This is a genomic window from Aquisalimonas asiatica (assembly GCF_900110585.1).
Classification (GTDB): Bacteria; Pseudomonadota; Gammaproteobacteria; order Nitrococcales; family Aquisalimonadaceae; genus Aquisalimonas; species Aquisalimonas asiatica.
Genome location: NZ_FOEG01000014.1, coordinates 45,705 through 71,071, shown reverse-complemented (window position 1 = coordinate 71,071; position 25,367 = coordinate 45,705). Strand labels below are relative to the sequence as shown.

At 65.8% G+C, this 25,367-nt stretch carries 27 protein-coding genes, 1 tRNA gene and 1 pseudogene; 2 read left to right on the top strand and 27 right to left on the bottom strand.

Going from position 1 to position 25,367, the window contains the following annotated elements:
• Positions 1 to 146: 146 nt before the first annotated feature.
• From BMZ02_RS18065 to BMZ02_RS17955, 23 genes and pseudogenes are all read right to left on the bottom strand, one after another.
• Positions 147 to 893 carry a TIGR03747 family integrating conjugative element membrane protein gene (locus BMZ02_RS18065; protein WP_091646397.1) on the bottom strand — a complete coding sequence of 249 codons (747 nt, stop codon included), beginning with the start codon at positions 891 to 893 and terminating at the stop codon, positions 147 to 149.
• On the bottom strand, positions 893 to 2,980 hold the full coding sequence (gene traD, locus BMZ02_RS18060) for a type IV conjugative transfer system coupling protein TraD (RefSeq protein ID WP_171909989.1): 2,088 nt from the start codon (positions 2,978 to 2,980) through the stop codon (positions 893 to 895). The genes BMZ02_RS18065 and traD overlap by 1 nt, the downstream gene beginning before the upstream one ends.
• Positions 2,977 to 3,450, bottom strand: a complete 474-nt coding sequence (locus tag BMZ02_RS18055; RefSeq protein WP_245754079.1) for a PFL_4695 family integrating conjugative element protein — start codon at positions 3,448 to 3,450, stop codon at positions 2,977 to 2,979. Before BMZ02_RS18055 ends, traD begins: the two co-directional genes overlap by 4 nt.
• Entirely contained in the window at positions 3,447 to 3,887 is a 441-nt protein-coding gene (locus BMZ02_RS18050; RefSeq protein ID WP_091646394.1) for a hypothetical protein, read from the bottom strand. Before BMZ02_RS18050 ends, BMZ02_RS18055 begins: the two co-directional genes overlap by 4 nt.
• Positions 3,884 to 6,643, bottom strand: a complete 2,760-nt coding sequence (locus BMZ02_RS18045) for a conjugative transfer ATPase (protein ID WP_171909988.1) — start codon at positions 6,641 to 6,643, stop codon at positions 3,884 to 3,886. The genes BMZ02_RS18050 and BMZ02_RS18045 overlap by 4 nt, the downstream gene beginning before the upstream one ends.
• A complete protein-coding gene (locus BMZ02_RS18040) occupies positions 6,643 to 7,131 on the bottom strand; it encodes a TIGR03751 family conjugal transfer lipoprotein (RefSeq protein ID WP_091646392.1) in 489 nt (162 codons plus the stop codon). The genes BMZ02_RS18045 and BMZ02_RS18040 overlap by 1 nt, the downstream gene beginning before the upstream one ends.
• Entirely contained in the window at positions 7,082 to 8,557 is a 1,476-nt protein-coding gene (locus BMZ02_RS18035) for a TIGR03752 family integrating conjugative element protein (protein ID WP_091646419.1), read from the bottom strand. The genes BMZ02_RS18040 and BMZ02_RS18035 overlap by 50 nt, the downstream gene beginning before the upstream one ends.
• Positions 8,542 to 9,378, bottom strand: a complete 837-nt coding sequence (locus BMZ02_RS18030) for a TIGR03749 family integrating conjugative element protein (protein WP_245754078.1) — start codon at positions 9,376 to 9,378, stop codon at positions 8,542 to 8,544. Before BMZ02_RS18030 ends, BMZ02_RS18035 begins: the two co-directional genes overlap by 16 nt.
• A complete protein-coding gene (locus tag BMZ02_RS18025; protein WP_091646390.1) occupies positions 9,378 to 10,016 on the bottom strand; it encodes a PFL_4703 family integrating conjugative element protein in 639 nt (212 codons plus the stop codon). The genes BMZ02_RS18030 and BMZ02_RS18025 overlap by 1 nt, the downstream gene beginning before the upstream one ends.
• A complete protein-coding gene (locus BMZ02_RS18020) occupies positions 10,013 to 10,369 on the bottom strand; it encodes a TIGR03750 family conjugal transfer protein (RefSeq protein ID WP_091646389.1) in 357 nt (118 codons plus the stop codon). The genes BMZ02_RS18025 and BMZ02_RS18020 overlap by 4 nt, the downstream gene beginning before the upstream one ends.
• A gap of 4 nt (positions 10,370 to 10,373) precedes the next feature.
• A complete protein-coding gene (locus BMZ02_RS18015; protein WP_091646387.1) occupies positions 10,374 to 10,733 on the bottom strand; it encodes a TIGR03745 family integrating conjugative element membrane protein in 360 nt (119 codons plus the stop codon).
• A gap of 24 nt (positions 10,734 to 10,757) precedes the next feature.
• Complete coding sequence (locus BMZ02_RS18010; RefSeq protein WP_091646385.1) at positions 10,758 to 11,000, bottom strand: TIGR03758 family integrating conjugative element protein; 243 nt, start codon at positions 10,998 to 11,000, stop codon at positions 10,758 to 10,760.
• Positions 10,997 to 11,311: an integrative conjugative element protein, RAQPRD family gene (locus tag BMZ02_RS18005; RefSeq protein WP_091646384.1), complete on the bottom strand. Its 315-nt coding sequence runs from the start codon at positions 11,309 to 11,311 to the stop codon at positions 10,997 to 10,999. The genes BMZ02_RS18010 and BMZ02_RS18005 overlap by 4 nt, the downstream gene beginning before the upstream one ends.
• Before the next feature lie 946 nt (positions 11,312 to 12,257).
• Positions 12,258 to 12,716, bottom strand: a complete 459-nt coding sequence (locus BMZ02_RS18000) for a DUF6941 family protein (protein ID WP_091646382.1) — start codon at positions 12,714 to 12,716, stop codon at positions 12,258 to 12,260.
• A complete protein-coding gene (locus BMZ02_RS19140) occupies positions 12,709 to 13,215 on the bottom strand; it encodes a helix-turn-helix domain-containing protein (RefSeq protein ID WP_091646380.1) in 507 nt (168 codons plus the stop codon). The genes BMZ02_RS18000 and BMZ02_RS19140 overlap by 8 nt, the downstream gene beginning before the upstream one ends.
• 736 nt (positions 13,216 to 13,951) lie before the next feature.
• A pseudogene (gene radC / locus BMZ02_RS17990) lies at positions 13,952 to 14,338 on the bottom strand (RadC family protein); the annotation flags it as partial.
• Between the two features lie 309 nt (positions 14,339 to 14,647).
• Positions 14,648 to 14,845, bottom strand: coding sequence for a hypothetical protein (locus BMZ02_RS17985; RefSeq protein ID WP_091646376.1), 198 nt, complete (start codon positions 14,843 to 14,845; stop codon positions 14,648 to 14,650).
• Between the two features lie 248 nt (positions 14,846 to 15,093).
• Positions 15,094 to 15,558, bottom strand: coding sequence for a hypothetical protein (locus BMZ02_RS17980; protein WP_091646374.1), 465 nt, complete (start codon positions 15,556 to 15,558; stop codon positions 15,094 to 15,096).
• 31 nt (positions 15,559 to 15,589) lie between these two features.
• On the bottom strand, positions 15,590 to 16,546 hold the full coding sequence (locus BMZ02_RS17975; protein WP_091646373.1) for an ArdC family protein: 957 nt from the start codon (positions 16,544 to 16,546) through the stop codon (positions 15,590 to 15,592).
• 263 nt (positions 16,547 to 16,809) lie between these two features.
• Positions 16,810 to 17,217, bottom strand: coding sequence for an STY4534 family ICE replication protein (locus BMZ02_RS17970; protein ID WP_091646371.1), 408 nt, complete (start codon positions 17,215 to 17,217; stop codon positions 16,810 to 16,812).
• A 338-nt stretch (positions 17,218 to 17,555) separates the two neighbouring features.
• Entirely contained in the window at positions 17,556 to 18,131 is a 576-nt protein-coding gene (locus tag BMZ02_RS17965) for a hypothetical protein (RefSeq protein WP_139209266.1), read from the bottom strand.
• A gap of 204 nt (positions 18,132 to 18,335) precedes the next feature.
• Positions 18,336 to 18,761: a single-stranded DNA-binding protein gene (gene ssb, locus BMZ02_RS17960; protein ID WP_091646368.1), complete on the bottom strand. Its 426-nt coding sequence runs from the start codon at positions 18,759 to 18,761 to the stop codon at positions 18,336 to 18,338.
• A gap of 69 nt (positions 18,762 to 18,830) precedes the next feature.
• Entirely contained in the window at positions 18,831 to 19,265 is a 435-nt protein-coding gene (locus BMZ02_RS17955) for a hypothetical protein (protein WP_091646366.1), read from the bottom strand.
• 470 nt (positions 19,266 to 19,735) lie between these two features.
• On the opposite strand from BMZ02_RS17955, the gene mobH reads away from it, so the two are divergent.
• Both mobH and BMZ02_RS17945 read left to right on the top strand, forming a co-directional pair.
• Complete coding sequence (gene mobH, locus BMZ02_RS17950) at positions 19,736 to 21,565, top strand: MobH family relaxase (protein ID WP_139209264.1); 1,830 nt, start codon at positions 19,736 to 19,738, stop codon at positions 21,563 to 21,565.
• An 88-nt stretch (positions 21,566 to 21,653) separates the two neighbouring features.
• Entirely contained in the window at positions 21,654 to 22,616 is a 963-nt protein-coding gene (locus BMZ02_RS17945; RefSeq protein WP_245754077.1) for a tyrosine-type recombinase/integrase, read from the top strand.
• Between the two features lie 298 nt (positions 22,617 to 22,914).
• Here BMZ02_RS17945 and BMZ02_RS17940 read toward each other — a convergent pair.
• The 4 genes from BMZ02_RS17940 to dnaQ form a co-directional block, all read right to left on the bottom strand.
• A tRNA-Thr gene (locus BMZ02_RS17940) sits at positions 22,915 to 22,990 on the bottom strand.
• 70 nt (positions 22,991 to 23,060) lie between these two features.
• Positions 23,061 to 23,840, bottom strand: a complete 780-nt coding sequence (locus tag BMZ02_RS17935) for a competence/damage-inducible protein A (RefSeq protein ID WP_091646362.1) — start codon at positions 23,838 to 23,840, stop codon at positions 23,061 to 23,063.
• Between the two features lie 100 nt (positions 23,841 to 23,940).
• A complete protein-coding gene (locus BMZ02_RS17930) occupies positions 23,941 to 24,627 on the bottom strand; it encodes an HAD family hydrolase (protein WP_091646361.1) in 687 nt (228 codons plus the stop codon).
• Positions 24,627 to 25,352 carry a DNA polymerase III subunit epsilon gene (dnaQ, locus tag BMZ02_RS17925; protein ID WP_091646359.1) on the bottom strand — a complete coding sequence of 242 codons (726 nt, stop codon included), beginning with the start codon at positions 25,350 to 25,352 and terminating at the stop codon, positions 24,627 to 24,629. The genes BMZ02_RS17930 and dnaQ overlap by 1 nt, the downstream gene beginning before the upstream one ends.
• Between the last annotated feature and the right edge of the window lie 15 nt (positions 25,353 to 25,367).

The following is a 25,367-nucleotide window of genomic DNA, read 5'->3' as shown; positions in this document are numbered from 1 at the left end:
GCAGGGCAGACACTAGGCAGGACCAGAGGCACTCTTGCAGGGCCTTCCCTGTCCTCTAACGCCGTCTTGATCCAGGCCATTAACCCCAGTCTCCGGTCCCCGGTACTGGCGAGCGCCCGTCAACTAACAGTGTACCCCACACCGATTCACAGGTACTTCTTGAACCGCGACGCCGTGATCGCCACGGTCACGGCGTTGAGCACGGCAAACGGCAGGATCACCCAGTTTGGGTGCACCGGCACCGGCATGGCCAGGTAAACCACCCAGGCCATGGCGATGGACGGCGCCATGAGCCGCTTGGCGTGGTGGTAGACGAAGCTGCTCTCCCGTCCCCCGCCCCAGCGGCGCAGTTCCCGCTGCACGAGCCCGTCGACCACCGCGACCAAGGCGAACAACACGAACACCGGCATGGCCAGGGTCAGTACCCCCAGGCGCAGGGCGAACACCTGTGTGATGGTGATCGCCGAGAGCACGTAGGGCTCCGCCGCGGCGTAGCCACTGCGCAGTGCCCTCTGGAAGCGCCCGCCTTCCGGGTCCGGCGGGCGAGCGAGCCAGTCCAGCAGCCACTCGACGCCCGTGGCCTTGATGAGCCCCTCGTAGGCAACATCCGCGAACTGCTGAACATAGGCAGCGGGCTCCCCCACCCCCGGAATCGCCGAGCGATGAAAGTCCTGGTTGATATAGGCCGCCTCGCGCTCGAGCATCATGCGACTGTGCTCGACACCGCGCTCCGGCCACACCCAGGTCTGCCCCACCCATTCGGCCAGGATGGAAAACAGCAGCGCCACGAGCAGCCACAGCACCAGCTGGCCGACCATGCCCAGTGCACTGCCAACCCACCCCGGCTTGCGTGCGGCTGGGTGGCGGCTTGCCTGGACGTCGCGGGTGGCCATCAGGCCGCATCCTCCGGTGGCGGCGTAGGCACCGGATCCGTTTGCCACCAGGCGTCGCCCGTGGCGTAGTCACGGGCCATGCGCTCGGTGATCTCGTCCAGCGAGGCCGGCATGACGGGATCGGCCTCGCCGCTTGGCAGCGGCAGACGCAGCTTGTAGAGCTGCCCGCCCTCGACCAGCGCGAACCCCTGGCCTTTCGGTAGCGTGACCACGTCTGCCGGCGTGAGCAGCGGCGCCTCGGTCACCGAGATACGGTCCTCGTTGCGACTGGAGAAGTGCTGATCGGAATCCGGGTCGGAGGCGTCGTTGGTCCCGGAGACCTGCATCAGGCTGAACACCTCCACCTGTGGAAGCTGGGTGGTGAGCATCTCAGCGGTGGCGTACTCCTTCACCCGCAGCATCACCAGGGTGTTGAAGTTCCCGGCCACCTGGCCCGCCTTCGGCTTGCTGCCGATGCGCGCCTCCACGTCCGACCATGTCTGGGTGTACGCGGTCACCTGGAACCCCGCACCGCCAGCCTTGTTCAGAAGCGGCACGAACTCGTCGCCGATCAGCTCGTTGAACTCGTCGGCGTGGACGTTGACCGTGGGCATGCTAAGGCGACGCTCGGGCAGCCCGTCGTCCTGGCCGTGCTTGTACATCTGCCCGGCCACCGAGCACAGATCGGCGAACATCGAGTTGCCCACGGCGGCCGCCACGTCGGCGTCGGAGAGCGCGTCCAGGCCCACGTACACGACGCCGCCGGTGCGGATCACCTCCCGCCAGTCGAAGATCGGCCGCGGATCATCGGTATCCAGGTAGTCCGGTGAGATGAGCTCCGCGGTCTTGCCCGTGGTGAGCTTCTCCATAAGCGGCAGGAGGCTCGCCACGATCTTGTCGAAGTACGTCTTGTCGTACTCCATGGCCGAGCGCAGGCCGTCGGCCACCGGATCGGACAGCCCCTGTTCCTTGACGTAAAGCACCAGGGCAATGGCGCGCTTGTCCCGCCCCTGGAGATTCCGGGGGACGCGGCGCTCGTCCATGTTCGCCTCGCGCCGACCGACCTCGTCCCGCCAGCCTTCAGGGGCAACGCCCGGCAACCAGTGCTCGTAGTACTCGATGAGCAGTGGCTCGATATTGGTCACATCCTGGAGGATCTGGTCGTAGGCCGGCCGGTAGCCCAGCGCGACGCGGGCCTGGGCGACGATGTTCACGAACCGCCAGGCGAACTCCCGGAACGCAGCACTGTTGCCCTCGCTCGGCAACTGGCGGGAGGTGCGGCTCGCCACCTCGGTGATGCGCCCGAACGAGCCCACGGCGTTGTAGCGCGCCGAGTGCTCGGGGTACCCGAGGTGGAACATGTGGAAGCGGTCCTCGCGTCCGGCGCGTCGGGCCTCCGCATAGACCCGCTTCAAGAGTTCGGCGTCCCCCTTGGGGTCGATGACGATGGTGACGTCCCCGCGACGGATATCCTGGGCGATCAGGAGCTCCGCGAGGCGCGTTTTGCCCACCCGCGTGGTGCCAAGCACCAGGGTGTGCCCGACGCGTTCGCCGAGGTCGGTGTAGACGTCCTCCTCCTCGTCGCAGCCAACGGCGTGCAGTGCCGGTTTGCCACCGACGGGGGGCAATGGTGCCAGGGGATTCCACCAGGAGCGGTAGGCCAGCGCCGCGGCCAGCAGGCGTAGCCCCGGTGTGCTCTCCCAGGCCACCTCCCGCCGCCGGGCCCAGTGATACAGCGGGCCCGGCTCCACGTAGTGCTGCACCTCGGGCCGGATGGTGTCGCGGAGCCGCTGGGTGTGCTTCTGCCGCCACCGGAACCCCCGCCCCAGGTAGAGCTTGCGCCGGGACACCGGAATCTCGGCGGAGCGCATCCGGAACTCCGGCAGGCGTTTCAGGTTGCGGTGGTAGCGGACGATCCACCAACCCTGACGGCCCCGCCACACAGCGACACCGCCGAGAATCACCGCCGCGCCCCAGGCCACCGTCGGCGTCATCATCAGCGCCCAGGGCGCCACCACAGCGATGATCGCCGCACACGCCGCCACACCTGCTGAGTAGAACTCCACGGGCGGGCGCAGCAGCGCCTCCACGGGGTAGCGCTCGGTCACTGCTCGAAGCCCTCCGCCGAGATCACCACCGGGTAGCGTTGGAGCCCGAACCGCCGGGCCAGCTCACCACCCGGGCTCACCTGCACTGGCACCTCGCCGGCGGCATCCAGGACGCGATCCAGATCGGTGACGCGCTCCGCCTGCACCAGGAGGCACAGGGCACCGGCAGACCGAAGGGACGAGCGGTGGCGTTCCAGCCAGCGCAGGGACCGAGCATCCGCGCCCACCAGGCACAAAGGCTGCGGAAGGCGCTCCAGCATTCCCTCCGCGTCGGCCGATGGCGTCGCCCGCAACCGGCCCGGTTCCATCTCCGGCGTGTTCACGGGAAGGAGATCAGCGGGCTCGGCCACCACAAGCGGCTCATCCGGAGAGGAGCCCGAGGCGGAAGGCGCTACCTCGCCTGCCGGAGCATCACTGGCCACACCCAACACCACGAAGACCGTGAACACTGCCACCGGTACTCGCGTCACTCGGCCCATCCCCTACCTCCCTGGCGGCCGATATCAATGGCCACCCAACGGCGATGGCGAGGCAGTCCGCTCTCCAGCTTTCGGGCGCACAAAGCCGCCTCAATGGCGGCCAACGACTCGGCGGCTTCTTCGACGCAACCGGGAAGGACCCGACCGTGGCCCACTGCGTCGGCGACCTCCTCCGGCGCCCACCCCAGGCGCCGCAGCGACGCCAGCGCCTCGGAACGCCGCGGCGAACTCAACCACCCGCCCTTGTGCAACAACTCGCCCGGCCCCTGCGTCGGCAGACGCGAGAGGGTCAGACACGCCACGTCGTCCGGCAGCCGCGGTGCCGCTGACACCCGGAACACCCCCATGCGCCCGGCGGCGACCTGCAGCCAGTCCTCCCAGCACCAGGCGGCCGGATCGAACCCGTCCGTATGGATCTGCGCGCTCATGGCGACCCGCCCTCCGCCATGCGCCGGGCGACCTCCTCCGCGGCCTCCACCTCGGTGCAGCCGAGCTCCTCCATGATCGCCCGCCGCTCGGCCTTCTCGTCCTTCTCCGTCATGGCCAGTGCCAGGGCGATGGGTGGCGGCACACTGCGGAACAGGGTCTCGATCTGGTCCGTGAGCACCACTCCCTCGACGTACTTGCCGGGCTCCTTACGCGCGGAGAGCAGCAGTGCCTTCTGCTCCTCGGAGAGATCCCGGAAACGGGCGATCTGCTCGACTTCCTCCTTGGGCATGACCAGGCACAGCCACCACTCCATCATGTTGAGCATCTTCCGGGCGGCGTCGGGGAAGTCCTCGAGGTTCTGCGTCGCCACCCAGAACCACGCCCCGAGCTTGCGCCACATCTTGGTGATCTTGACGACGAAGGGCGCGAGCAGCGGGTTGGTGGTGATGATGTGACCCTCGTCGGTGATCACCAGCGTGGGGCGATTGGCGTGCTGGTGTTGTTCGACCAGATCGTTGATGTGGTTCATCAGCCCCATGTACGCCACGGTAAGTTGGTCCTCGTAGCCCTCCCGGGCCAGCATGGCCATGTCGACGATGGTGATGTCGGCCTCCGGCCAGCGCGTCCCCGGCCGGTTGAAGAGCTTGCCGGCGAAGCCGGAGCAGAACAGTTCCATGCCGTCGGCCATGTCCCGGATGCGCTGCGCGCGCGTGGTGGTGAGGCTCGGATCCTCCGCCCCCTCGCGCATACCCTGCACCACGTCCTCGGTGAGTACCTGATCGCGTCCGGCGGCGCCGACGTTCTCCGCGGCACGCAGGATCGCCCGGCGGATGGCCAGGCGGTCGGAGCGGGACATCCTGGCGTCCTCCTTCGCCTCGCCGCCGGTGATCATGATTCGGGCGGAGAGCTCCATCTCGCCCAGCACGTCACGCGCCTCCTCCGCATCGTCGTCCCCCTCCGGGTCCTGGTCCGGCTCGTCCTCCGCACGGGCCTCGACGTCCGGCTGGTCCCGGAGGTGGATGGCGGCACTGAAAGGCGGCAGCGAGACATCCTGGTTCGGATTGAGGGTGACCTGGTTGACGCTGAGGCCGTGCGCCTGGGCGTACTGCCCGAGCAGCCCCATGCTGTTGCCCGCCTCGATGACGAAAATCCGTGGTTTGTAAACCGCCGCCATCTGCATGATCAGGTAGTTCAGCATGGCGGACTTGCCGGCGCCGGTGGGCCCGAGGATCAGCGCATGCGCGTTCTTCTTCCGGTCCTGCTTGTGCAGGGGATCGAACGTCAGCGGTTCGGCCCCCCGGTTGTAGAAGAGCATGCCCGGATGACCGGTGCCCTTGGTGCGGCCGTAGAGCGGCAGCATGGCGGCAAGGTGGTCGGCGAAGACGTAGCGGCTGCGCCGTGTGTAGCGCTCCAACGTCGGGTCGTAGGCCATGGGCAGGCCGCGGAGGTAGTTATCCAGCGGCAGCAGCTCCGCCTCCCGGGCGATGACCTGCAGCCCCTGGGAGACCAGCTTCGACGCCAGGTGATTGCGGTGGTGGACCAGTTCCCGGTCGTTCTCGGCGCGGATGTAGAACGCGACCTGGGCGGGGAAGAGCTTGTTGCCGCGGGCCATCTGCTCCATGGCCTCCCGCGCTTCCCGGTAGGCGAGCTGGGATTCGATGTTGTCGCCACCGGAGGCCGCCTGGATCTTCGCCACGTGGTTGTGGACCGCGTCCTGGGGCTGGATGGTGATGGTGATCGCCATCACCGTGCCCTCGGGGCAGCGGTCGAAGAGCGCGTAGATGTTGTCACCGCTGCGCCGCTCGGCGGTGAAGTGCCCGACCCGCGGAGCATGACGCAGCCCCTGGGCATGAACCACGGTGTGCGGCAGACCGTCGAATCGCCACGCGCCGGCCCGTTGGTCCGACTCCGGCATGGAATACGTCAACAGCTCGGCCAAGTCCCGGCCGAAGGGAAGGTCGGCATCACCCGGATACGGTGCAATCCGCAGCAGCGCCTCCGGATCGCCCCCTGTGATTTCCGGGCGCGGGTTGAACCAGGGCACCAGCCACTCGTAGAGCTCCCGGGCACCACACCGGCGCACGCCGATCCCCGCCGCCTCCAGGCTCGCCACCCACTGGGCGGCGACCTGGTTGAGCTCCTCCTCCGGCGCCAGCTCGCCGCCGGCGTCACGGCGATACAGGCAGGCGCGCACGCGCCGCCGCTGCCCCCGCCAGGCGGCACCGGTGACCTGCTCGTCCACGTACAGCCCGCCGTCCCGGGAGATGCGGTGGAGATGCGCGTCCAGATGGCTGAAGTACGCCCGGGCGAACGGATGATCCCCGGCCCGCTCGGCGGCGTAGGCGCGCACCCGGTCGCCGACATCGGCGATGGCGGGGTCGTCCTGGACGAAGAACTGCACCACCCACGGGGAGCCGTCCACTTCGGGGATGGTGTCTGCGATGGCGGACTGGATCTGCTCCCGGAGCACATTCAGGTAGGCGCTTGAGCGCGCCTCCGAACTCGCCGGGGTGAGTTCGAACAGCGCGCCGACACTGCGCCCGTTCTCCAGCAGGAAGACCCGGGTCTCCGGGTCGTAGTCCGTCCACGGCAACAGGTCGGTGAACGAGTCCGGCCGCTGGTAGAGGCCGGCGACTTCGGCCTCGGTCACGGGCTGATAACGCGTCTGCCCCAGTGTCGGATCCGGCTCCCCGGACTCCGCGGTTCCGGAGGCACCCGAGCCGAAGGGCCAAAGCGAACGAAACGCCTGGATCATCACCGCGCCCCCGCTTCACCGGGCAGCGCGTAATGGTCGCGCTCGTACATGCGGAACGACGTGGCATAGCCGGGCACCGGCGCCTCGTCCTGCCCCGCCAGGTGCGGGTAGACGTACATGACCATGGTGGGGTTCGGGACCCGCGAGAACCGCGTGGCGATCTCGTCGGCGGCCGTCCGGGTGTACCCGTCCAGGTCCACGTCGCCATCGTGCACTTGCCGGATGCGCGACTCCTCATATTCGGAGTCGCTCTCCTCGGCGCTATCCTCGTAATCCTCGGCCAACGCCTCGCCGCCCGAGTGCAACGCCTCCCGAGCACCGTCGGCATCATGGCCCCGCATGTCCCGGAAATGCCCCTCGTAGACCTCGTCCATGGTCGGCCCATCATCGGGGAAGACCTTGTGGCCGGGTGTCGTCTCGCACCCGGCAATGAAGGCACTAATCGAGACGGCGACGAGCGCCGTCGCCCTGGCGCATGAAGTCCTCATGACTGACCCTCCTGCCGTCGATCTCGTAGTCAATGGCGAGTTCGCGATCGATGTGCACCGCGACCCGCTCGCCGGCTGGCGCATAGACGGCATCGAAGTGCGCGTCCTGACGCGCCCGCAGCCAGTCGACCACCTCCTCAATGGCGCCCGAAGCCGCCCGGCCGGCCATGAATTCGCCGGTCTCGCCGGTGACGATCTGCTGCGTGAACCCTTCCTGGCCCACCTGGGTGGTGGTCTGCGCGGCGGCCGCCGCCTCGGCACCGGCCTGCGCTGCGGCCAGTGTCGTGGCCTGGGTGAGATAGGCCTGGGCGTTGCTGATCCGCTCGCCGGCGATGCACGGCACGCCGCGGTCATTGGATATCCAGCCGATGGTCTCGTCCTCGCTGCCCTCCGGATCGGGCAGGGTCCGGACGGTGCCGTCCTCGAACACGGCGGTGACGCTCTCCACCTCGCCGCGCACGCACGACAGGGTCCAGTCGCCCATGGCGTGGCCGGCGAAGATCATGCCCTCGATCCCGGGAATACGGATGTCGTTGGCGGCGAGGTTGTTCTCGCCGACCACCACCTTGAACGGCGCGGGATCTTCAACTGTGCCCTGCCGCGGAATCCGCCCGACCAGGGCGGTCATCGCGGTGGAGCCCATCAGCGTCGAGTTACGGGGCACCGTGTAGCGCGGCTCTTCTTCGCGATCACCGAACTCCGCCACCTGACCCACATGAGCGCGCTCCAGGGCCCGGGCGCGCGCCTCGCGCACCTCGTCGGCAACAGTGGGCTCGTCCCCACCGGCCTCCTCCACGACGGCCCGGCCCTGCGCCAGCACGCCGCCCTCTGCGGCATCCCTGTCGCTCCCGCCGGCATCCAGCGCCACGGGCTCAACCCACTGGAGTTCCGTCTCCTGCGCCACCGCCCCGTCGGGCACTGCCGCAGTGCGGTCCGGATCTGGCAGCGTGTCGTCTTCGCCGATGCCAAGCCCCACGGGGATGTCGGTCCCCGGCACCATCCCGTCATCGTCGGGATCGTCGTCCCCGCCATCGCCGATCTCCTCCACCCGGGAGGAGAGGCGGTCGATACGCTCGAGCATCTCGGCGAGCCGCCCGCGCTGCTGATCCGACGCCTCGTCGGCCTCGACCGCCTCGCGCTCGGCACGCTCCCGCTCGCGCCGCAGCTGCCGGTTCTCCTCCCGCAGAGCCTCCAGCTCGCCCTGGAGCTGACGCTGCTCGGCGGCCAGCGTGCGGATCGTGTCCGCCTGGGTGTCCGTATCCGGCCGCTCCACCGTGGGCACCTCGTCCATGGGCTCTGCCCCGGCACCACCGGCATCATCGCCACCCGAGCGCAGCACCACGAACAGCGTGGCCAGCACCACCACGCCAAAGATGATCGGAAGCAGGCGATTGCTCTTCACCGAGACCATCAGCGCGCCCCCCAGAAGCTGTCCTCGAACTGCCGCCGCGAGACCAGGTACACCGCCGTGGTATCCGCTTCGTCCCCGGCGGGCTGCAACCGCGCGTGCTGGAAGGTGGCGGCAAGCCACTCGCCCCGGATGTCGCGCGGATCCAGCACCACGGGCTCGCGCGTACGATTGGTGAGCCGCACGGCCGTGACGTAGTAGCCACCACCACGCCAGGCCGCCAGCGGTGTGGCGGCGACGGCACCGCCGCGCACAAGATCCACCTCCGCCGTGTCGAGAGAGACTTGCCGCACCCCGGCCACTTCCGGGCGCAGCCGGCTCGGCGCATAGAGCTGCTGCGCGGCAAAGCGCGTCAGCGCGATGTAGTCCAGGTTCTGATGCGGATCACCCTCCTCCACCTCGGCTGCTTCGCCAGGCTCTCCATCGCGCCGGTGAACCACCACGTCACCGCCAGTGGGATCCTCCTCGGCAACGAGATCCAGAAAATAGGCCCGCCCGGTACCGAGCTCTTCCACCACGACACGCGTCGGCCCGAACGCGGCATGCGCCTGGAAGTACGCGATACCCTCGTTGCTGAACACCCGCAGCCGGTCCTCCAGGTGCACAGGGACGCCCACCCGGATCTGCTCGCCGGGAAACCGCACCAGGCGCTCACCATCGACAGGCACCACCACGCGGATCGGCGTCCCGTCCCAGGACACGCGCTCCACCGCGGCGGCGGACTCCGGCATCTCCTGACCGTCAACCGAGCCTTCCACCCCGTCTGCGAGTACTCCCTGCGGCAGGGCCAGCAGCCCCGCCACAGCGAGGCACACTATGAATCCTCGCCGATCAACCATCAGGACCCCTCCTCGTCCACGGTCACCTCCAGGCGCTCCGCCGCGGCCTCGTCCTCGATGTCCAGGGCAAGCCCCCACGGGTTGATCTCCGGATCCACGTTGAAGCGCACGACCCGCAGCGGATACCGGGCCTGGAGTTCCTTCACCAGCTCGCCGTCGATGTGCTCCCGGATCTCCACGTCCAGCCACACGCGCCAGGTGCCGTCGGCCAGCACCTCGACCCGGTCCGAGTCGTAGGTTCTCCCGGGGATCTCGCGAACGGAGCGACTGCGGTCCCGCAGCTCGCCGCGGTCGGCCCGGTCCTCCATGTCCTGCTGCAGGTACCGGCGGAAGTCCGGCGTGAGGAACCCCTGCAGCCGCCAGATGTTCTCGCCATAGGCCGTGGCGCCGTCGTCCTCCCAGCGGTGCAGCTGCTGCCAGATGTAGAGGGCAAAGGTGTAGACGGCGGGCTCCACGACCTCGTCCGCCTCGACCACGCCGCCGCTGCGCAGCTCCGGGGTCAGGTGCACACGCAGGTGCTCCGGCGCCTGCTGCCAGCCCCACCAGAGCCCGACACACAGCACGGCCAGTCCCAGCGCCACCACCCTGAGCGTGTTGACGTGGGCGCGGACGTTGTCCAGCTCCTTGCGATACCTCACAGACGCCTCCCTACGTCCCAGAATCCGCTCCGCAGGATCACCGGCGCCCGCCGCAGGCCGGCCCGATGCAGGGTGAGCAGAACCAGCTGCTGGTAGTACCCGGTGGGCCGTCCGCGCTTGATCCGCTGAAAGACGGTCGCGAACACGAAGATCGTTGCGAGGATGAACACTGCGGCTCCCCCGACACCCATCAGGGGGAAGCCGACGGCCAGCCCGACCAGGATCCCCACCGGCAGCCAGAACGCGATAGCGGCCAGTAGAATCGCCACGAGCTCGCTGGACGAGCACCCGCGAAAGATCGCGGGCTCCTCGTTCAACCGCTCCGCGAGCCCGTGGCCCTCGGCGTCCGCCATGGTTTCATCCCCCGATGATGGCCAGGGCCTGCTGCAACAGGAACGCGATCACCAGCAGCAGCACGCCGCCCGCGATGCCGAGCAGGCCGACCTCGCCCCACTCCGCCTTGCCTTGGCGCGCCTCGTTGAACTTGGTGAGCCCCGTCCAGCTCACCCACACGAACCCGGCCATGGACACGACGGTGGCGAGCACGGTGCCGCCCTCGAAGAGATACCCCTGCATGAGGTCGATCCAGTTGCCTTCCTCGTAGCCCCCTTCCGGCTCCGGGGCATCCGGCAGGTTGGCGGCGGCCGGCACCGACAGGACCGTGGTGCCGAGACCGATGAGCGCACTCCTGGCACGCTCCATGTTGCGCTTGAGCATAGCGAGATCCTCCCTGTTGGCCCGCTACGCGGGCCGGATGAAAAAGCCCACGATCATCACCACCACAGCAGCCCGAATGAACGTCCACGTGACGTCCAGCAGCGATGCTTCCTTGTCGTTATTCGCCCAGGCGCGGTACTGACTCATCCCCACCCAGGTCAGCCAGAGGATGTAGAGAACGGCGACCACCGAGGCGATGGCCAGCGCCAGTGTCTGTGCATCGACACCGGCCCACACGGCAAACTGGCCCGCCTGCGTCTCGTTCATCGCCGGTAGTCCCCGCGCAGCGGTTCAATCTCCCGCGGTGTGGCAGGGCGCGGCTGACGCCTCGGGGCCTCAATGTGGTCACGGATCCCGGAACGGACCCGTTCCAGATCGCGCCGCAGCCAGTCGTACTCCATGCGAATGCGCTGGTCCGGATCGCTCTGCGCTTCCGCCTCGTCGATGAGCGGCTCCAGCGCCTCCAGCTCGTACACCAGCCGGCTTAGCGCCTCCCGCTCGGCGTCGGCATCCGCCACGGCGAACGCCGGGACCACGGCCAGAGCCATTCCGAGAATCATGATCCCTACACGGCGCATCAGGCTTCCGTCCCTGTCGCGAACCACGGGAGCGAGTCTCCCGTGACGACGGGCGGAGCCGGACGGAAAACCTTTACTGGTTCAAAGTCGGTTTTCTTGGATGGCAGAAACACTCCTGCACCGCTCAGTGACGGAGCGGCGCAGGAGCGGGGTCAGACGCGGTGGATCATTCCGGCGTGGAAACAGGAGGCGACCAGAAGGCGTAGAAGCGGTCGCATATCCGATGGTTGAGCCAACCCCGCAGCAAGCGTGGTACAGCCCTCCCGCTGCGGCTGTCTTCTGTGCTCGCCGGTCCATCACACGGGGGTATGGACCCATCACTTCGCTGGCACGGATCACCCGCACAAAGGGACCCGCCCATCCATCCGGCGGCGGGCGGCCGGCATCCGTTGACCGGATGGAGGCCGAGAGACCTCCCCGGGAGGCGCCTGGAGCACCTCCGGGGGAGGTCTCTCCCCAAGGCAGAAAACCCTAGGAATTATGAGTTCCTTGCTCAGTTCACTGAGCAGGCCTATCCAGCGAGTGAGGGGCCGGGCCGAGAGCCCGGCGAAGTCGAGCGAGCCGGCCCAGGGCCGACGAAGTGCCCGGTGGGCGAGCCGGGCGTGAAACCGCTCCCGGCCAGGGGCTCCACGGGAGCGCATGGATCGACCGGCAGCGCCGGCGCCCCTCCTCCCGATCCGAAGGGGCTTACCGGGGCCTGGATACGCTCCAGGCTCGCGGTTGACTCGATCACTTTAACAGCGTTGAGAACGCTCCGCGGAAATCACTCTGTGTCGGTAGCCCCTGTAGCTGGTATCGCATACGCTTTTCGGGAAGCGGCAGGCTCTCTGCGTAGGTACCGGCCGGCCGATACACGGCACAACAGTTGAAACATGCACGCCTTACGCCCATGCCGCGACCAGACGTCTACCAACCCTGAAACTCAAGAGAGCGGCCCATTCCCAGGTCAGGCTCCCGGGTTTTTCTCCTTAGGCTGCACCCGAGTTCGTTCTTGCACCTTCAGGTGGCCGGCATCAAAAACCTCACGCTCAGTCTGAACGATGACACAGATGAGACCATCCGATGCGAGCTTCAGAGGCGAGAACTGAATCTGCAGGTTCGCTGTGATCCGATGTGCGTCGCTAGTCCGCTCTCGAACACTTGAAGGATACAACCCCCTTAGCTCGTCACCATCGATATCCGCCTCTCCGAGGACTTCGTCACCCTTCTTCACCTGCACTTTCAGTTCGGTAACCGGATCGCTCGCAGGGCTCACTAGGTACACGACCGCCCAGAATGACGGCAAGGTTGCGGGGAAACTATCAACGCGAAGACTTGGCCCATAAACGCCAACAAAGGTCTGTTTTCCTCCCCTCTCCATCCGAACGTCATCGCAAAAGATAGCGTGAGCGTACCTATCAACCACGCCGTGACTCCTCGAAAGAGCATTGGTTGAGCAGGGCTTGATCCAATTGGTTGAGATCGAGGTCAAGCGCAGCCGCCAGCTTACGGGCCGTGCTCATCGCGATATCCACACGTCCTGCCTCGATCCTGGCAACGTGAGGCTGATTCGAATCCATCAACGCGGCCAATGCCGCCTGCGACAGCCCTTTCGCCATGCGGATCGAACGGATCGTGTTCTCTTCATCAGGGTAGAGGGCCTCATGCACCCACCGCTGGGCATCAGCCATCTCCTCAGGATGTAACTCCTCAAACTCTGCGGCGATGTCGTCGATATCGTGCGACTTCACTGCGCTCGGACGCAGATGAGGAGCAAACGTGCCGATATGGACAACCTTCGCGGTTACCGAGTCGGTCTCGGTTACAGGCTCCTCGGCAACAACTCCCTCGCCATCATCCCAACTCTGGTAAAAGCGCGTCGTAACGTTGGATGATCCGTTGTCCTGTTGGGTTGGTAGCGTCATAAGCTTTGCCTCGTTCAACAACACCGAGTATTTCTACCCGCCGACTTGCAATGAAGTACGCATAAATGACGCGATAAGGTAGCAATCGGCCAGCGGGGTCCCATAGCTTCAATCGCCACAGGTCGCGTCTCTGTTGGCCCCATTGAGCTTGCCACTTCTTAACGTCAAACCTGGGTTCAACTCGGTTGTCATACCCGTGGTCCAGCAGCGTCTCAAGCAAATGCGGATCATGTTTAATCCGCTGGATCACTCTGATGACCCTCGCTGCGGCTACTGGGTCAGACGCGCGAATACCACGCAAATCGTTGTACGCGTCATCGTCCACACTTAGAGTAAACACTATATATTCCCGTATATAAGCGCAAGCATCTCTTTGACGACCGTCACAGTTCAGGCGCGTCGGAACATGCCAAAGTCAGCGCCTGAACGAACAGTTGCGTTTCCAAGCACTTGCCATTCTGCACTATGGGGTAATACGAGCAACGGTTGACTTAGCCTGGCTTACGACTTGCACCGTCAGTTCACAAAGCCGGACGATGCGGGTCTGCGATGGCGGACAGGGCTGTCCAACAAACCTTGGGAATTGCTGCATGGGGCTAGCCCTGTGCCAGCGAAAGCCTCTTCCAAGACCGTAGGGCTCACACGATGGCAGGATGCGCTACGACTCGCAGCTAACGCACTGAATCTACTGAGCGCCCACAGAAAAGGGGAGGCCCGGAAAGGCCTCCCCTGTTCGTCAAGTGCAGCCTCGCTCAGCGAGGCTGGTGACTGTCTCCCCCACCACGAGGTGGTCGAGCAGACGAACGTCCACCAAGCTCAGCGCCTCCTGCAGTCGACGTGTGATTATCTCGTCGGCTCGGGAGGGCTCGGGTGAGCCCGACGGGTGATTGTGGGCACAGATCACGGCTGCGGCATTGTGATCGATGGTCCGGCGCACCACCTCCCGAGGGTAGATGGCAGCCGAATCCACGGTACCGTGGAACAGTACTTCGGATGCGATGATCCGGTGCCGGTTGTCCAGGAACAGGCAGGCGAACACCTCCTGCTGCCTGGGACCCAGCCATAACTGAACGTACCTGGCCGCGTCTCGCGGGGACTGGAGCGCCTCGCCCCGCTCGAACCGGCTGCGCACCACGGCCAACGCCTGCTGGATCAGGCGATCCGCCTGGCCCTCGTCCTCTCGGTGGTCGGCGAGTTGTGTCACCGGCTCGGTGACCTGATCATCGAATTGCCTACGCATGGGTGCCTCCAGAAGACAATACGGGAGACACCGCCCCACCAGGGAGGATGCCTCCCCGGTGGGGTTTCAAGTGTATGAGCGACTACCGGTCCTGTTGCCGCTGACGGGACTCCTGGTGACGGAACCAGAACCCGACGGCGGCTAGCACCAGGATGGCGACGCCGATTGACGTGTACACGATAACCATACTCGTCATTTTACATCCTCCTCGGCCGAGCCTCCACGCGCCGGCAGTGTCCATACCGCCGCAAGGATTGCCGAGAGCCCCAGGACCACCGGGACAGCAAGCCCCCAGTGGTTCTTGCCCTCGACAAACAGGGCGATCAACGGCGCCAGGATCAGCCCGACACCGATGTTCTTGAGCGCGTTGGCGATCAAGTGGCTTCGCATCGACCTGCCTCCTGCACTAACACGGCGGGGCAGGCGCCCCGGCGGGACATCCATCCCGCCGGGGTGGTTCAACGTAGGATCGACCGGCAACGCCGGCGCCCCTCCTCCCGATCCGAAGGGACTTCACCGGGGCCTGGATACGCACCAGGCACGCGATGGAGGCGTCTTCCCGGAGCTGCCGGATATGCGGCCAGCAGCTCCGGGAAGACGCCGGGGCACGGGGCCCCGGTGTCATTGCGCGATGGCGATCACCAACCGCGGTAGTTGAGGAAGAGCTCGGCGACGATGGCCGTGCGTTCCTCATCGAGGGTGCGAGCGATGTCGCAGAGGTTCATGCGATCGTCACCGGCCAAACCCAGCAGAATCTGCCCACTCTCCGAGTTGTAGAAACTGCAACAGGCGCCGATGAACGTCCGCTGTCCTGGACTGATGGGGCTGCGAATCAGCTCCGTGAGTGCCATGAGATCGGGTTGCAGATCCCACTTGTCGGTCGCGGTGTCGACCGACTCGGCATCCGCCTGGAAGTACTCCGGCCCGATCAGCTTGACGGCCCGCTTCCAGGCTTCCAGGAACCGCTGCTTCGCCGCCTCGCTTCGCCGCTGCGACTGGAACAACGTCTCCAGCGCCTCCTTGCTCGGGGAGCTCCATACCTGTCCACTGGGAAGGGTCACCTCCCAGTCCCCGTCACTGCGTTGTCGAAGGGTCTCGTCCATGTGTTGATCTCCTACCGGCTTGGGCGTCGGTTCAGGCCAGGGCAACCTGTCGACCCTCGGCTGCCGCATGTCCCTCACGCGTCTGCGCCATCAGATACTCCGTGCTCCGCCGCGCCTGCGTGGATGCACGGAAGATGGCCCGCTTATCGCCTCTGAGAACCTCCAACCAGGAAGCGATGTAGCCTTCATGACGAAGGTCACCCTGGATCCCGGTCTCGGCGCACAGGAATGCCCCACCAAGTTCCGCGACCAGCTCCTCGAAGGCGTACGACGAACTCCCGAATCCCTGGAAGTGGACGATCCCGTCCCGGGCGAGCCGAGAGCCATGCCCAGTCCAGTGTGTGAGCTCGTGCAGCAACGTGCCGTAGTACCCTTCCTGGGAGAGGAACGCCGCTCCGGGCGGCATCTGCACATGGTCGGACAGTGGTGCGTAGTACGCCTCTGGCCCACCGTGCCGAATGTCGGCTCCAGTCGCCGCGATCACCGTCTCGGCTGCCTCCAGCGGCTCCGGCAAGTCTTTCGCTTTGACCTCTGGTTCCAGGTATTCCTCCGGAAGGTCCTGGATCTGATCGACGTTGAACACGGTGAACCCCTTGAGCAGGGGAATCGTCCGCTCCAGGGGATTGCCGTTATCGTCGAACCGAGGATTGCCGGACTCGTCCGTAAGCTGCTTTCGGATCGGCTTGAAGAAGGTCACCAACGTGCCCTTCTCACCCCGCTTAACGTGCCCACCGACCTCCTTGGCTTGCCGGAAGGTGATCCAACGATTGTTGGTGAACCCCCGCAACGTCTGCTCCAACCACAGCAGCGGCACGTTGACGCCGTGGTAGGGACGGCCTGTGAGGGCGTTGCACGGATACCCTGCCGTCACCGAGGCGTGACGACTGTCCCAGGGCTTCACCCAGGGCACGGTGCCCTCTTCGAGGGCGGCGACGATCTTGTCGGTGACCTCCTGGTAGAGATCGCGCTTGTCCATGTCCTTGGTCATGGCCTGTCTCCTCTGAACGGCGGGGACAGGCCTCCCCACCGGGGAAGCCGTCCCCGGTGGGATGAAGTAGAACGTGTGGATCGACCGCCCGCAGGCGGCGCCCCTCTACCCGATCCGAAGGGGCTTCTCCGGGGCCTGGATACGCTCCAGGCACGCGATGGAGGCGTCTTCCTCCAACCCGCGCACGCACGGACTCGTGGAAGACGCCGGGGCGCGAGGCCCCGGAATCTCCCGTGTTGGTAAACCGTCTTGTTAAAGAACGCTCAGGCTGTCTCCTGGTTGCGGGCTTCCACCGGCGGGTAGACCTTCTCCCCGTCGATGCGAACCCAGCTGATTTTCAGGAGCCTCGCCTTCAGCGATATCCCGGTCTCACCGGCCTTCTCGCCGTCGGCATAGGTGAAACTCTCCGCGTAGAGATCACCGAGCTTGAAGCCGATGAGCACCTTGCGGTTTTGCTCAAGGTGCGTGGGCATTGCCTCAACGAGGCGCTGGGCTTCCTGGCCGGCAACGCGGCAATCGAAACGGGTCCGTTCGGGCTGCTCGGCATCGCCGTGGATGGCCACGACGTCGCACGCGAGGAAAGGCTCACCGCGCTTGGGCCGAACTTCCCGAACCCGGTTCACGTAACCGAGGCCGGTGATGTGGAGATCGAAGTAGGACTTCTCGGACATGGCGCTTTCTCCTTCACGAAAAAGCCGGAGAAAGCGCTCTCCCTGCCAGGGAATGCTTTCCCCGGCAGGGTGTAGAGGTTGGATCGATGGATCGACCGCCCGAAGGCGACGCCCCTCCTCCCGATCCGAAGGGGCTTTCAAAGGACCTGTGATGCGCTCACAGGCAGGCGGTAAAACCAATACCCTATACCAGTAGCGGCACGGTCCCGGAGCTGTCAAGAGCAGGCGATGTCATAGGGGTGTGACGGGGTCACAGGTCATAGTGCCAGCGCCAGGGTGTGACCCCGTCACACCCTAGTCTCCCCGCAACCGGCTCACTCGTCCTTCGTCCAAGCGCTTTACTCCAGGGCTCGCCGGAGCTTGTCCTTCACACGCTCCTGGAACGCCTCCCCCTCGGGAAATGCATCGTTGCCGGTGTAGTACCCGACGTGAACCCGGCTGCCGTCCCCTTCGCGATCAATATCGATCTGCATGACGGCGCGATGGCCATGGATCTCCTGCATCTCGCGCAGGCTGTACTGGACGCCAGGCGTCTTCCGGTGGTGATGGCCAACGTCCATCTTGATGAGTTCGCGGCGCAGCTCGTCCGAGGATTCCCGTTCGTCCAGGGTCTGGAAGTCGAACACCCGGCGAATCCGGGCATACACGGTATCCACATCGTGGTCGGTCTCCAGGACGAAGGTGACATCCTCCTTGGCGACATCGCCCGATGCCGCCTGAAGGCGGCGATCACCAGAACCGGTCGCCTCGGCCTCGGCCTCCGCATCGTCGTTGTCGACACCCAGAAGCTCGTCATCAATGCCGACTACGAGGCCGTTGTCGTCCGTCACGGTGCAGCCTGCCCCACCCACCACGCCAACCAGTATGGATACAACGAGAACGTTACGGCGTCCCATGTGTGCTTCCTTGCTCATGCAGTGAGTTTCCGATACCCATCGCAGGATCGCGCCACGTCCGGTAATCATCAGACGTGACGCGGGTAACGAAGCCGCCGTTGCGGAATCGGCATTCGATTGCAGCCGCCAGCCGGAGCTCACGCCGAGCGAAGCGAAATGCGTCACGCGGCGAGGGTACGTGGTGAACCCTCCGGAACCGAGGACCCACGATCTCGACAGGGATCATGGCTCCGGCTCCTGTTCCGCTTCGTCCTCCGCAGCCGTGGCGTCCTCCCGCCCGGCCGGCGGCTGTAGCTGCACCGAGGCGACACGGCCGAGATCCAGGTCCACGTGAATCGCGCGCACCTCCAGCTGGCTGCGCGGCTCACCGGTGTCCCGGTCTTCCCAGGAGGACTGGTACAGCTCACCTTCCACCGCCACGCGTGCTCCCTTGGGCAACAGCCTGGCGACCACCTCGGCGCGGTACCCCCACAGGCTCACGTTCGCCCAGAAGCCACCCCTGTCCTCGAAATCGTCACCCACGGGTTTGCGGCGATCGAAATACACACGGAGGTTGGCAACGGGAACAGCCTCACCGGCCCCGTTTTCGGTATGACGCAGAATCGGCGCGGCACCCAGGTTCCCGCGCCCACGGAAATCGTTCGCCATGGCAATGCACTCCTGTTGCACGTTCCCAGCCTCCATGCTGGATGCCACGTTCAAAGGCAGGTCATGAAACTATTGCGCGGATTTTACCCATTTTTCAAGGGCATTGAGGCGCTGCAGCTGCGACACGTAATCGCGCAGCCGTCTGCGTTCGTAATGGGCGAGTCTCGCTTCCGTATTGACGACCTGGATACGCCTGTCGAACTCGATCCAGGCAAGACGCGTGGATATCGGAATTTCGGCTACGTCGAGTTTCTCCTGTAGCCCTTCGTTAGTGAAATGAACCGTGCTCTGCCCTTGGCCCATGGAGCCCTTCGGCCGCCACTTGATCAGTGTCGGCGCCTCCGAGCGCCCCGGGCACAATGCGGGATGTGCCGGCCAGGGTGGAGTCCAGGTGCCCTTGAACTCTTGCACCAGTGCTTCCATCCGCTCGTGCAACTCCTGCATCTCCCAATCCAGAGCCCGGATCCGTTGTTTAACGGCCTTCAAGGACCACCTCTGCGCCATGGATCCCCCCTTACCCTTAAAGGGCCCTTTCCCGCTCATCTACGTAGCCGGAAATCGGGACCGGAGCGGAGCCAAGTCTCATCTACGTTCACCCGCTGCCGCACTTCCGGCCTCGGCCTCCGAGGGGGTGTGACCCCCTCACACCTTGCTGCGGCACCGACCTGGGTGTGACCCCGTCACACCCTTGCAGGCCTCCGCGACCTGTGACCCCGTCACACCCGCTGCCGCACTTCCGGCCTCGGCCTCCGAGGAGGTGTGCCCCCTCACACCTTGCTGCGGCACCGACCTGGGTGTGACCCCGTCACACCCTTGCAGGCCTCCGCGACTTGTGACCCCGTCACACCCGCTGCCGCACTTCCGACCTCGGCCTCCCATCATCAAAGCGAACGCAGCCTCTCAAGGAGAAAACTCTCCACGTCAGGACAGAATTTCACGGCGTCACGGGCATTCCCGCCCGGCACGCTTCCCCAATGCTGAACTGGCTGCGACAGCGTTCCGACGAGACTCAAGGCCACCAGGACCACGGGCCGCCGAGGCCCGGCCTTGTGCGCGTCATGTCCCCGGACACACTGCTTGCCGCCGAGCATCGCCGCACACTGCTGCGGCAGATCACCCACCTTCTCGCGTTGCCCGCCCAGCACCAGAAGCGCTACGTGGACGCAATGATCGCCCGCTATGCGGACTGGGTTCAGCTCATGCCGGCCTCGGAAGCCCATCATCACGCGGGACTGGGAGGCATGCTCGACCATGGTCTGGAAGTGGCAGCGAAGGCGCTACAGATCCGCCGCGGACATGTCCTGCCGCCCGGGGCAGCGCCGGAGCGCATCGTTCACGAGGCGGATGTGTGGACCTACGCCGTACTCACTGCGGCACTCGTCCATGACATGGCCAAACCGGTGGTCGATCAGGTGATCACCCTGTACGCAGAGGACGGCCGACAACTGGGACCCTGGGAGCCGTGGCACGGGCCCATCCCGGATCGCCCGGGCGCGGCCTGGTACGCCGTGCGATACCGTCGTGACCGCAGGCATAAGCTCCACGAGCCCGTCGCTCCACTGGTCGCACACTGGGTGCTTCCGGCATGCAGCCTGACGTGGATCGCGCGACACGGTGACCTGTTCGCGATGTGGACGGCCGCGATCCACGGTGACATGGAACAAGCCGGCCCCCTGGGCCAGATTCTTCTGCAGGCCGACCGGGAATCGGTCGCGCGAAATCTCGGGGGCGGGTCCCCCGACCGCCTGCCGACGGCGGCGAAAGGCTTACACGAAAAGCTGGCCACCGCGCTTCGTCATCTTCTGGACCAGGAGCACCTCCCGCTGAATCGCAACGGGGCTGCCGGTTGGCTGACCGGCGATGACCTCTGGCTGGTCTCCAAGCGCACGGCTGACGCATTGCGCGAGCAGCTGCGGCAGGAGGGCCACACCGGCGTGCCCTCCTCGAATGATCGCATCTTCGATGTCCTGCAGGAGCACGGGATCCTGGTGCCGAATGGCGAGCGCGCCATCTGGAAGGCGACCGTGGCCAGCGATGACTGGAGCCATGACCTAACCCTGATTCGCTTTCCAGTATCACGAGTCTGGGCGGACCCGGTATGTCGTCCTGATGAGTTCGGGGGCACCGTCAGCGTGCATTCGCACACTGGATCGACGGCAGATGACGCGAAGACCGAGGCAACGAGCCATGCCATGGAAACCAGCGCTGCGGCTGAAGGTGTGACGGGGTCACAGGTCGTGAACGATATCGGAGGGTGTGAGGGGGTCACACCTCGGTCAGGAACCGAACACAAAACGCAGAGCATCAGCTATGCATCGCATACGCCCCAGAACGACCGCGAACCCGCTTGCCCGTCACATTCCGATAACGCTGCTACTGCGAAAGACGAACAAACGACCTCGGCCCCCACGGCCGATTCAGACTCTGGACACTCACTTCCGGACGACAACGGCGAAGCGTTCCTGGCCTGGCTCCGCAGCGAACTGGCGGAAGGTCACCTGGCCATCAACGAACCGTATGCTCGCGTTCACGTCGTCGACGCTGGCCTGCTCCTACTGTCCCCAGGAATATTCCGGGACTTCTACCAAGCCACGGGCAGGGACTGGAACAACGCCCAGAAGCGATTCCTGAAGATGCGTCTTCACCAGAAAAATCCGCGCAACGACACCAACATCCACCACTACATCGCTGAGCGGGACCGGCACACCGGTTACCTGAAGGGGATCCTGGTACCCGACCCGGAGCCCATCCTGGGCGCCTGGCGGCCCGAGCCGAACCGATACCTGCGTCCCTCCCTGAAGTAGCGGCGACTGGACCTCCTAATCCGTCTCGATCTATCCTTGAGCCGCCAGGGGCATGGTTCATTCTCCAGTTTAGAACAAGGAGGGAATCATGCCTGTCGACGGAATGAATGGTTCTCGCCTCACGCCGAGAACCAGGCATACCTTGTGGGACATCTGGGAGGTGTATCGCCTCGAGCGCCTCCTGAATCCGTCCACCGTTCAGAGCTACGAGCAGGTCATCCGCCGTTTCCAGAAGGAATTCGGAGACCTGCCGTTGCATGCCATCGAACGCAAGCATCTGTTCCATTGGCGCTCTGAGGTGCTGGACCGCGCCTCGCCGACCACGTGGAACACCTACCGGCGCACGTTCCGGGCGCTGTGGCGCTATGCTCTGAAACTTGGCTGGGTCACCCACGATCCGTTGGATCGGGTCGGACCGGCGCCCCCCGGAGATCGCCGGAAGAAGACCGTGAATCAGGACCTCCTGAAGCGCGTTCTCGCCGTGCTCGGCGATGACGAGCAGCCACGGCTACAACCTCGGTGGTTCTGGCGCCTGGTGGTCCTGACGCTGTACTACACGGGCATGCGGCGGCGCCAGCTGGTCAGTCTGCGCTGGCAGGATATCGACTGGCAGCGTGGAGCGATCCTGCTCACCATCGAGGGGAGCAAGACCCGGCGGGAATGGGAGGTTCCCCTATCGCCTGAGCTGGCTTCCGAACTCCGTGTGTTGTGGCAGAAGACGGCTGAACGCGTCGGGCACCGACGCTTCGGGCGCCGGCAGGTCTTCGACCTGGGCCTCCACCGCGGTAACACGCACTACAAGCCGGGCGAGTTGACCAAGGAGCAGGTCAACGGCTTCTTCCGACGGCTGTCGGACTACATGGATGAACCGATCTCGCCGCACCGGCTTCGGCATACTTGCGCAACGGAGATTGCGCGGCGGCCCCACCCGAACGTGCGTGCACTACAGCAACTGCTGGGCCACACGTCGCTTTCGATGACCATGGAGTACGTCCAGCCCGACCTGGACCAGATGTCCGACATGGTCGCGCGACTCCCGCGTCCCGAGTAGGGATGAGAGCGACCTGGCGGGAGGCGGCTGCAGGCCCTTCCCGCTACTCCGGGTGTTGGCGAAATCCAACCTCTCATCTACGCTATTGGAATCCGGCCACTGTCCTCGGGCGAGGTGGTGGTGCGGAAGGGCTCTGGGAGCACGATTCCAGAACTGTCGTGATTACGAAAGTCAGGGGATCCAAGGAAAGGAAGAGGGGCCGATGCTGCAACATCGACCCCTCTGAGCCCGCGGAAGGGCAAACGGGCTCGCCCCTGGCACGGTAGCGCGCGGATCAACAAGTTCCCGCGCTGCTGTTTGGTGCCGGTGGACGGAATCGAACCGCCGACCTACTGATTACGAATCAGTTGCTCTACCGACTGAGCTACACCGGCTATCTGGTTGGAGCGCGGGAGTATAGCCGATGTGGGTGGCTGGTCACAACGGCGGTTGTTGGTGCGCTGCTCAGTCTTCGCGTCTGCGGTCCAGGTCGGCCTCTTCCCAGTCCGCGCCCATGGCGGTGAGGTGGGCCTGCATGGCCTGGATGACGGCGTCCACGGCGGCGTTGGGGCCGCGGGCGCCCAGCTCCAGTTCGTGCTGCGGTGGGATCCAGTGGGGCAGGCAGGAGATGCGCACGTCCGGGTGTTTGTCGGTGAGTTCGTCCAGTAGCGGGATGGCGTGGCTTTCGCGCATGCCGCGCACGGTCAGGGCGCGTTCCTTGCGGCTGCCGCCGGCGTGGAGATGCGCGTAGTGGGTGTCCAGCACCCATTCGATCATGGGCCAGGCCATGTTGGGGAAGCCGGGCACGAAGTAGTGGTGGCCCAGGCTGAAGCCGGGCACGCGGTTCACCGGGTTGGGGATGATACCCGCGCCCCTGGGGAATTCGATCATGCGCTGGCGGCCGGGTTTGATGTCGTCGCCGAACTGTTCGTGCAGCAGGCGCACGCCTTCGGGATGTGGCTCCAGCTCCAGGCCCGCGGCGGCGCCGGCGCACTGGCGGGTGCGGTCGTCCGGTGTGCCGCCGATGCCGCCGAAGCTGAACACGATGTCGTCGCTGGCCATGGACAGGCGCAGGGTGTTGGTGAGGCGCTCGGGGTCGTCGCCAAGGAAGCGGGCCCAGGCGAGATCGAGGCCGCGCGCGGCGAGCAGTTCGATGACCTTGGGCATGTGGCCGTCGGTGCGTTTGCCGGAGAGGATTTCGTCGCCGATGACGATGATGCCGAAACCGGGTGGTGGTGTTGGCATGTTGGTCTCCGGGGGTGTGGGGTGGGGGTTGGATGGTGGACGTAAACGTCCACCCTACGGTTGTGCTGCGTTGTCTGGATGGTGGACGTGAAGGTCCACCCTACGTTTTGTCGATGAGGTCGGGGAGTTGGTCGAGGGTGCGGATCTCCTCGAAGTCGACCCGGGGCACGTCTTCGGGCCAGGGGGCGCCGGAGCGGTTGAGCCAGACGGCGCGCAGGCCGTGGCGGGCGGCGCCGGTGACGTCGGTGACCGGGTCGTCGCCCACGTGGATGATGCGCTCCATGGGCACGCCGGCGCCGCGGGCAGCGGCCTCGAACATGGGCCGGCTGGGCTTGGCCGCCCCCACCTGCACGGCAGAGAACGCGGCCACGAAGTAGTGCCCCATGGCCAGGCGGTGGACGTCGGCGTTGCCGTTGGTGAGAGCCACCAGCGGGTGGCGCTGGTGGAGCTGCTCCAGCAGCGGCAACGCATCGGGGTAGAGCTCGACCTTGTGGCGGGCGTCGATGAACACCTCGAACGCCTCTTCAGCCGCGCGCCGGGGCGCGCCCACCAGCTCCGCCGCGCGCTCGAAGGTGCGGATGCGCATGGCGGTGACGTTGTGCACCAGTTCAGGCTGCTCGGCCACCACCTGATCCCGCAGGACACGCATGCGCTCGGGCGGGTAGTGCTCGGCGATGGCCGGGTAATGGGCCTTCAGAAAGGCGACGGTCTGCGCTTCGGCGTGCTCCAGCACGCCGTCGATGCGCCAGAGGGTCTCGTCCAGGTCGAGGCTGATGGCCTGCTGCATCAGTGCTGCCCCTCCAGCTGGCGCCACACGCTCTGCCCGCCCGAGGCATCGTCCAGCTTCTCCAGCCACGCTTCGTGGGCGGCGAGCTCGTCGTCGCTGGCGCGGACCACGCGCAGCGCCGGGCGATCGGCGCTCACCGGGCGCGGCGCATGACGCCCGCCGACACCGCCCTCGCCCGCTTCGTCCGCGTCCAGGGACAGGGTGACCTGGCCGCCGGTCATGGCGAGGTAGAGGTCGCTGAGGATCTCGGCGTCCAGCAGCGCGCCGTGGAGGTCGCGCTGGGAGTTGTCCACCTCGTAGCGCTTGCACAGGGCGTCCAGGGTGTTGCGCTGCCCCGGGTGCATGGAGCGCGCCATGACCAGGGTATCGGTCACGGTGCACACCTCGGCCACCGCCGGGATGTCGCGCTCCAGCAGCCGGAACTCGTGGTCGATGAAGCCCACGTCGAAGGGCGCGTTGTGGATGACCAGGTCGGCGCCCTTGATAAAGGCCAGAAACTCGTCTGCCACGTCGGCGAAGCGGGGTTTGTCCTCGAGAAACTCGTTGGTGATGCCGTGGATCTCGACGGCCCCCTGGTCCACTTCGCGGTCGGGGTTGAGGTAGACGTGATACGTGCGTCCGGTCTTGCGGCGGCCGTCCATCTCCACGGCGCCGATCTCGATGATGCGGTGACCCTGGGCGGTCTCCAGGCCCGTGGTTTCGGTGTCCAGCACGATCTGTCGCACGGTGCGCTCCTCGGT

Coding starts and splice junctions, on each gene's coding strand:
- BMZ02_RS18065 (WP_091646397.1), bottom strand. CDS start 893: ATGGCCACCCGCGACGTCCAGGCAAGCCGCCACCCAGCCGCACGCAAG.
- BMZ02_RS18050 (WP_091646394.1), bottom strand. CDS start 3,887: ATGAGCGCGCAGATCCATACGGACGGGTTCGATCCGGCCGCCTGGTGC.
- BMZ02_RS18045 (WP_171909988.1), bottom strand. CDS start 6,643: ATGATCCAGGCGTTTCGTTCGCTTTGGCCCTTCGGCTCGGGTGCCTCC.
- BMZ02_RS18040 (WP_091646392.1), bottom strand. CDS start 7,131: ATGAGGACTTCATGCGCCAGGGCGACGGCGCTCGTCGCCGTCTCGATT.
- BMZ02_RS18030 (WP_245754078.1), bottom strand. CDS start 9,378: ATGGTTGATCGGCGAGGATTCATAGTGTGCCTCGCTGTGGCGGGGCTG.
- BMZ02_RS18020 (WP_091646389.1), bottom strand. CDS start 10,369: ATGGCGGACGCCGAGGGCCACGGGCTCGCGGAGCGGTTGAACGAGGAG.
- BMZ02_RS18015 (WP_091646387.1), bottom strand. CDS start 10,733: ATGCTCAAGCGCAACATGGAGCGTGCCAGGAGTGCGCTCATCGGTCTC.
- BMZ02_RS18010 (WP_091646385.1), bottom strand. CDS start 11,000: ATGAACGAGACGCAGGCGGGCCAGTTTGCCGTGTGGGCCGGTGTCGAT.
- BMZ02_RS18005 (WP_091646384.1), bottom strand. CDS start 11,311: ATGCGCCGTGTAGGGATCATGATTCTCGGAATGGCTCTGGCCGTGGTC.
- BMZ02_RS19140 (WP_091646380.1), bottom strand. CDS start 13,215: ATGACGCTACCAACCCAACAGGACAACGGATCATCCAACGTTACGACG.
- BMZ02_RS17985 (WP_091646376.1), bottom strand. CDS start 14,845: ATGCGAAGCCACTTGATCGCCAACGCGCTCAAGAACATCGGTGTCGGG.
- BMZ02_RS17980 (WP_091646374.1), bottom strand. CDS start 15,558: ATGGACGAGACCCTTCGACAACGCAGTGACGGGGACTGGGAGGTGACC.
- BMZ02_RS17975 (WP_091646373.1), bottom strand. CDS start 16,546: ATGACCAAGGACATGGACAAGCGCGATCTCTACCAGGAGGTCACCGAC.
- BMZ02_RS17970 (WP_091646371.1), bottom strand. CDS start 17,217: ATGTCCGAGAAGTCCTACTTCGATCTCCACATCACCGGCCTCGGTTAC.
- BMZ02_RS17965 (WP_139209266.1), bottom strand. CDS start 18,131: ATGAGCAAGGAAGCACACATGGGACGCCGTAACGTTCTCGTTGTATCC.
- ssb (WP_091646368.1), bottom strand. CDS start 18,761: ATGGCGAACGATTTCCGTGGGCGCGGGAACCTGGGTGCCGCGCCGATT.
- BMZ02_RS17955 (WP_091646366.1), bottom strand. CDS start 19,265: ATGGCGCAGAGGTGGTCCTTGAAGGCCGTTAAACAACGGATCCGGGCT.
- mobH (WP_139209264.1), top strand. CDS start 19,736: ATGCTGAACTGGCTGCGACAGCGTTCCGACGAGACTCAAGGCCACCAG.
- BMZ02_RS17945 (WP_245754077.1), top strand. CDS start 21,654: ATGCCTGTCGACGGAATGAATGGTTCTCGCCTCACGCCGAGAACCAGG.
- BMZ02_RS17935 (WP_091646362.1), bottom strand. CDS start 23,840: ATGCCAACACCACCACCCGGTTTCGGCATCATCGTCATCGGCGACGAA.
- BMZ02_RS17930 (WP_091646361.1), bottom strand. CDS start 24,627: ATGCAGCAGGCCATCAGCCTCGACCTGGACGAGACCCTCTGGCGCATC.